This window comes from Parvibaculum sp., from assembly GCF_049672805.1.
In the GTDB taxonomy this organism is placed as follows: Bacteria; Pseudomonadota; Alphaproteobacteria; order Parvibaculales; family Parvibaculaceae; genus Parvibaculum.
On the sequence record NZ_JBATWS010000063.1, the window covers coordinates 1 to 6,043 of the forward strand.

The following is a 6,043-nucleotide window of genomic DNA, read 5'->3' on the forward strand; positions in this document are numbered from 1 at the left end:
CGTCTTGCCGGTGCCGGGCGGCCCCCACAGGATGATCGACGAGAGGTGCCCGGCCGCTATCATGCGCCCGAGCGGAGCGCCGGGGCCGAGCAAATGATCCTGCCCCACCACATCTTCCAGCTTTACCGGCCGCAGCCGGTCTGCCAGCGGGCGTGGCGCCCCCTCATCCATTCCTGCTGCTTCGAAAAGACTGCTCATTGCGGCTGTTTAGCATGTTTTCCGCGCGCCCATCAGCAATCCGGCACGAAGTGGGGGCCATGCGACATTATTGCAAGCGATTGTCAGTAACAAAGCTATTGCAAACCATTTGCAACTTATGGCATGTTCTGCTCACACCGTCGGGACAGGCGGAATGGGCGGATTGTCCAGCAGATACAGGCGTCAGATGATCGTTTGCGTATGTAATGCCAAGAATTGCCGCTCGGTTCGCGAGGCACTGGCGCAGGGCCCCCATATCAACACGCCGCTTGCCGCGCACCGCGCCATGGGCACGAAGCCCCAATGCGGTCGCTGCCTGCCCTCTATCGCCGACATGATCGACGAAACCCGCAACCAGAACGCTGTTGCAGCCGCGCTCGCTACCGCTGCTGACTGAGCGCTTTCGAGAAATACTCTCAAAATCATTATCAACTAATTGATTTTATTAGGTTTTTCAGGATCGGGATTTGATCTTTCACGATCCAGGGCCTACTCTCTCCACAAGAATCGGTGGAAAGAGGTCAATCATGCGCGGCGATCCCAAGGTTATCGAATATCTGAACAAGGCCCTGAGGATGGAGCTAACGGCCATCAACCAGTATTTCCTCCATGCCCGGATGTTCAAGAACTGGGGGCTGAAGAAGCTGGCGGATGTCGAGTATCACGAGTCGATCGACGAGATGAAACATGCCGACAAGCTGATCGAGCGCGTGCTCTTCCTTGAAGGCCTGCCCAATCTGCAGGATCTGGACAAGCTGCTAATAGGTGAAACGCCGGTGGAATGCCTCGAATGTGACCTGAAGCTCGAATATGCGGGCCACGCCTTCTACAAGGAGGCGGTCGCCTATTGCGAAGAAGCCCGGGATTACGTCAGCCGCGAACTCTTCGAGGACATTCTGGAAGACGAGGAAGAGCATATCGACTTCCTCGAAACCCAGCTTGCGCTGGTGAAGACGGTCGGTCTGGAAAATTATCTCCAGTCGCAGATGGGCGAGCAGGAAAGCTCCTGATCCCCTCCCCGCCTTCACGCAAAGCATTCATGGCCCGGCTTCGACCGGGCCATTGTCATTTTGAGGCTCGCTAGCCGCCCACGGTTGCCGAGAAAACGCGGTCGCCCCGCTTCACAGAAAAGCGCCATTGCGGCCTTGTGCCGGAAGTGACCCTTATCAGATCGCGCACCCGTTCAACCTTCTGACCCTCAACCTCGACGATGATGTCGCCGCGCTGAAACTGTATCTGGCTTGCGGCGGAGCGAGGTTCGATCTGGGTGACGACGACTCCGCGCTCGCTCAGAATATCGAGGCCGAGCTTGTCGGCGATGGCAGGCGAGAGATTTGCGACGCTCGCCCCGGCAAAGGGGTTGCGGCCACCGATGGTCGTCTCTTCGGCGGGCGGGTCTTCGGGCGGCGCAATGAGCGCGACCGAGGTTTCGCGCGCCTTCCCGTCGCGCAGATAGGTGATCCTGGCCTGCCCGCCCAATCCCTTGGTCGCAAAGCGATAGCGGACGGCCTGCGGGTCTTCCACATCAAACCCGTCAACCGCGCGGATGACATCTCCCACCTTCAGCCCTGCCCGGTCCGCAGGGCTTCCGGGATAGAGGTCGCGGATCACGCTGCCTCCCGGCCGATCAAGCCCGAGCGACTGCGCAAGGTCGGCATCAACCGCCTGCAGCGCCGCACCAAACCACGGGCGCTTCACATGGCCGCCGTCGCGCGCCGAAGCAACGACGCTCTGCACCATGTTGGAAGGAATGGCAAAGCCAATGCCGATGCTGCCACCCGTCTGCGAATAGATGGCGCTGTTGATGCCGATGAGACGACCATCCATCGTCACCAGCGCACCACCCGAATTGCCGGGATTGATCGCGGCATCCGTCTGAATGAAAAACTGGTAGTCGGACACGCCGACATGCGTGCGGGCAAGCGCCGAGACAATGCCGGATGTAACCGTCTGGCCGACGCCGAACGGGTTGCCGATGGCAAGCACCAGGTCGCCCACTTCTACCGTGTCGGAATCCTTGAAGGTCAGATAGGGCAGCTTCTCGCGGCCCGTATCGATGCGCAAAATGGCAAGGTCGGTGCGCTCATCGGCAAGTACGAGATCCGCTTCAAACTCCCGCCTGTCGGAAAGCGCGACCGTGAACTGCTGGCCGTCCCGCACGACATGATGGTTGGTGACGACGAGGCCCGAGGGATCGACAATCACGCCGGAACCAAGCGACTGCTGCACACGCTCGCGCGGCACACCGAAGCTGAACCGGTTGCCAAAAAACTGCTGAAAGAACGGGTCGTTCATGAAGGGCGAGCGCGCCTGCTCCTGCACGACACGCTTCGTATAGACATTCACCACGGCAGGCGCGACGCGCTTCACAACGGGTGCATAGGAAAGTTCTACCTGCTGCCTGCTGGTCGGAACCTGCCGATCGGCCTGCGCATGGGCGCTCCACGGGAAAAGGAAGATGACTGCCGAGAGGAAAATCGCGGCAAGCGCCATACCCAGCGCCCCCGCCCAGGAAGAATCCGAAAGCATTTCCACCACCATACTGCGCGTCCCCTCGATGAAGGACGGGCATGACCTCAAAGCCCCGAACAAACCAGCCGCATGCTGAAGTTTGGTGAGCCTCCCCTCCCCTGACAAGACCCAATAGGCTTACGAGTTTGTCATGAGAGTTTCCGGAAAAGAAAAGGGCGGCACCCGAAGATGCCGCCCTGAACATTGAGACGATGCGCTTGCGCGATCAGTCCTCGTCGCCCTCGTCCGTAAAGACGGGGCCGGAATCCTGGCCCTTCGCGCTCTCGTCGCGATCAACGAATTCGATCACGGCCATCGGCGCGCTGTCACCGTGGCGGAAGCCCGCCTTCAGCACGCGGGTGTAACCGCCCGGGCGTTCCTGATAGCGCGGGCCGAGCACGTCGAACAGCTTTGCAGCCCAAGCCTTTTCCGGCAGAGCGGCATAGGCCTGACGGCGAGCGTGAAGATCACCCCGCTTGCCGAGCGTGACGAGCTTTTCCACATAGGGACGAAGCTCTTTCGCCTTGGGCAGTGTGGTCACGATCTGCTCATGCTTGATGAGCGCGACCGCCATATTGGCGAGCATGGCCTTGCGATGGCTTGCGGTGCGATTGAGCTTGCGACCGGCTTTTCCGTGGCGCATGGGCCCTTCTCCTCATTAGAAGCGGCGTCTTCAGGACGCGGCGTTGTTTACTCAAATGCTTCAGTACTGGTCTTCGTACCGCTTCGCCAGCTCTTCGATATTCTCCGGCGGCCAGTTCGGGACTTCCATACCCAGATGAAGGCCCATCTGTGCGAGCACTTCCTTGATCTCGTTCAGCGACTTGCGACCGAAGTTCGGAGTACGGAGCATTTCGCTCTCCGTCTTCTGAATGAGGTCGCCGATATAAACGATATTGTCGTTCTTGAGGCAGTTGGCGGAACGGACGGAAAGCTCCAGCTCGTCCACCTTCTTGAGCAGCGCCGCATTGAACTCGAGCTCCGGGCGGCTTTCCTCAACCTGCTTCTGCTCAGGCTCTTCGAAGTTCACGAAGGTCTGGAGCTGGTCCTGAAGGATGCGCGCAGCATAGGCAACCGCATCTTCCGGCGTCACGGCGCCATTGGTCTCGACCTGCAGCGTCAGCTTGTCATAGTCGAGAACCTGGCCCTCGCGGGTGTTCTCAACCTTGTAGGAAACGCGCTTCACAGGGCTGTAGAGGCTATCCACCGGGATAAGGCCGATCGGCGCATCTTCCGGACGGTTCCGGTCCGAGGAGACGTAGCCCTTGCCGAGCGCAACGGTGAATTCCATGCGGATTTCAGCGCCCTCGTCCAGCGTGCAGAGCACGAGGTCCGGGTTGAGCACTTCAATATCCGCGCCCGCCGAAATGTCACCAGCGGTGACAACGCCCGGGCCCTTCTTCGACAACGTCATGCGCTTCGGGCCTTCGGCATGAAGGCGCAGCGCAAGCTGCTTGATGTTGAGGATGATGTCGGTCACATCCTCGCGCACGCCGGCAATCGACGAGAACTCATGCAGCACGCCATCGATCTGCACGGCGGTCACAGCCGCACCCTGCAGAGACGACATCAGAACGCGACGCAGCGCGTTGCCGAGCGTCAGACCAAAGCCACGCTCAAGCGGCTCTGCAACAACCGTCGCAAAGCGCTGCGCGTCATGGCCGGAATGGATCTCGAGCTTGTTCGGTTTGATAAGCTCTTCCCAGTTTTTCTGGATCACTTTGAAACCTCGTGCCGTCGTTTGCGGCGCGCTCATAAAGCGCACCGGGCGGGAGATATCCGCCACCTGATCTCTTTAACGTCCGCTCCACCATTCAATCGTGCGAACAGACGTGACCGGCATGCCCGAAAGCCTGCCGGTCAGATACGGGTCACCTCAGACGCGGCGCCGTTTGGGCGGGCGGCAGCCGTTGTGCGGGATCGGCGTCACATCGCGGATCGTCGTAACCGTGAAGCCGATCGACTGGAACGCGCGCAGCGCGGACTCACGACCCGAACCCGGACCGCAAACCTCGACTTCGAGGGTGCGCATGCCATGTTCCATAGCCTTCTTGCCGGCATCTTCCGCAGCCATCTGCGCCGCGAAGGGCGTCGATTTGCGGCTGCCCTTGAAGCCCATCATGCCAGCCGAGGACCACGAGATCGCGTTGCCCTGGGCATCCGTGATCGTGATCATCGTGTTGTTGAACGTGGAATTCACGTGGGCAACGCCCGACGAGATATTCTTCCGTTCTTTCCGCTTAATGCGAACCTTTTCCTTCGCCATCCGTCCTGAACCTTCGTGTCACAAGGGGAAGCGCGATGCCCGCGCGCCCCGGATAATAAAGAGCCGGGGCCCTGTTACTTCTTCTTGCCGGCAATCGCCTTTGCCGGGCCCTTGCGGGTGCGGGCATTGGTGTGGGTGCGTTGGCCGCGAACCGGCAGGCCCCTGCGGTGACGCAGGCCGCGATAGCAGCCGAGATCCATCAACCGCTTGATGTTCATTGCGACTTCACGACGCAGGTCACCTTCCACGACGTAATCGCGGTCGATCGTCTCACGGATCTGGATAACCTCGGCATCCGTCAGTTCATTCACGCGACGCTCGGCCGGAATGCCAACCGCAGCGCAGATTTCCTTGGCCTTGGCACTGCCAATGCCATGAATATAGGTCAGGCCGATGACCACCCGCTTGTTGGTCGGGATATTGACGCCAGCGATACGAGCCACGTGTCTCTCCTAAACTTCGGGAATCGCTTACCCGGCACTTTGAGCAACACCCTGACCGAAACCATCCGAAAATGGCGGAAATCCGCCGTTTTTCGGCCTATAGCCGGGTTGTTCTCTGAAAGTACCGCCGCGAAGGCCGGGATTATAGAATTTACTACTACCCAGTCAACCGGCTAAGCTAAAACCCTTTCCCTGTCTAAACTCCGAGGGCCGCCTCGATCTGGCGGGTTACCTCATCCATATCCTTCATGCCGTCCACGGCCTTCAGCTTGCCCTTGCCCCGGTAATATTCCGAAAGGGGTGCCGTCTGCTCGTGATAGACCTTGAGACGCTTCGCCAGCGCCTCGGCATTGTCGTCTGCCCGGGCGCCGCCTGCGGTTTCTGCCGCGCGCCCTTCAATCCTGCTGAGCAGGATGCTGTCATCGACAACGAGTTCGATCACCGCATCAAGCTCCGTGCCCTTCCCCTTCAGCATCTCGTCCAGGGCTTCAGCCTGAGAGACGTTCCGGGGAAAGCCGTCGAGAATGTAGCCCTTCGAGGCATCCGGCTGCGCGATGCGCTCTGCAATGATGCCGACCACGACATCATCCGGCACCAGTTCGCCACGCGCCATGATGGCTTCGGC

General features: G+C 60.0%; 8 protein-coding genes and 1 pseudogene. 2 read left to right on the forward strand and 7 right to left on the reverse strand.

The window, feature by feature from the left end; translation table 11 throughout:
• Positions 1 to 198, reverse strand: a pseudogene (locus tag WBF74_RS01960) (replication-associated recombination protein A); the annotation flags it as partial.
• Positions 199 to 385: 187 nt separating this feature from the next.
• Here WBF74_RS01960 and WBF74_RS01965 point away from each other — a divergent pair.
• Positions 386 to 595 carry a (2Fe-2S)-binding protein gene (locus WBF74_RS01965; RefSeq protein ID WP_424434364.1) on the forward strand — a complete coding sequence of 70 codons (210 nt, stop codon included), beginning with the start codon at positions 386 to 388 and terminating at the stop codon, positions 593 to 595.
• A 130-nt stretch (positions 596 to 725) separates the two neighbouring features.
• Positions 726 to 1,208, forward strand: a complete 483-nt coding sequence (gene bfr, locus WBF74_RS01970) for a bacterioferritin (protein WP_424434367.1) — start codon at positions 726 to 728, stop codon at positions 1,206 to 1,208.
• A gap of 70 nt (positions 1,209 to 1,278) precedes the next feature.
• Here the strand turns inward: bfr and WBF74_RS01975 are convergent, their stop codons facing one another.
• The 6 genes from WBF74_RS01975 to WBF74_RS02000 all read right to left on the reverse strand — a co-directional run.
• Positions 1,279 to 2,739, reverse strand: coding sequence for a DegQ family serine endoprotease (locus WBF74_RS01975; RefSeq protein WP_424434370.1), 1,461 nt, complete (start codon positions 2,737 to 2,739; stop codon positions 1,279 to 1,281).
• A gap of 196 nt (positions 2,740 to 2,935) precedes the next feature.
• Positions 2,936 to 3,352 carry a 50S ribosomal protein L17 gene (gene rplQ, locus WBF74_RS01980; RefSeq protein ID WP_424434373.1) on the reverse strand — a complete coding sequence of 139 codons (417 nt, stop codon included), beginning with the start codon at positions 3,350 to 3,352 and terminating at the stop codon, positions 2,936 to 2,938.
• 60 nt (positions 3,353 to 3,412) lie between these two features.
• Positions 3,413 to 4,465, reverse strand: a complete 1,053-nt coding sequence (locus WBF74_RS01985; protein WP_424434385.1) for a DNA-directed RNA polymerase subunit alpha — start codon at positions 4,463 to 4,465, stop codon at positions 3,413 to 3,415.
• Between the two features lie 120 nt (positions 4,466 to 4,585).
• Positions 4,586 to 4,975: a 30S ribosomal protein S11 gene (rpsK, locus tag WBF74_RS01990; protein WP_424434376.1), complete on the reverse strand. Its 390-nt coding sequence runs from the start codon at positions 4,973 to 4,975 to the stop codon at positions 4,586 to 4,588.
• A 74-nt stretch (positions 4,976 to 5,049) separates the two neighbouring features.
• Positions 5,050 to 5,418: a 30S ribosomal protein S13 gene (rpsM, locus tag WBF74_RS01995; protein ID WP_424434379.1), complete on the reverse strand. Its 369-nt coding sequence runs from the start codon at positions 5,416 to 5,418 to the stop codon at positions 5,050 to 5,052.
• A gap of 196 nt (positions 5,419 to 5,614) precedes the next feature.
• A partial coding sequence (locus WBF74_RS02000) for a nucleoside monophosphate kinase (protein WP_424434382.1) occupies positions 5,615 to 6,043 on the reverse strand: 429 nt, incomplete at its 5' end.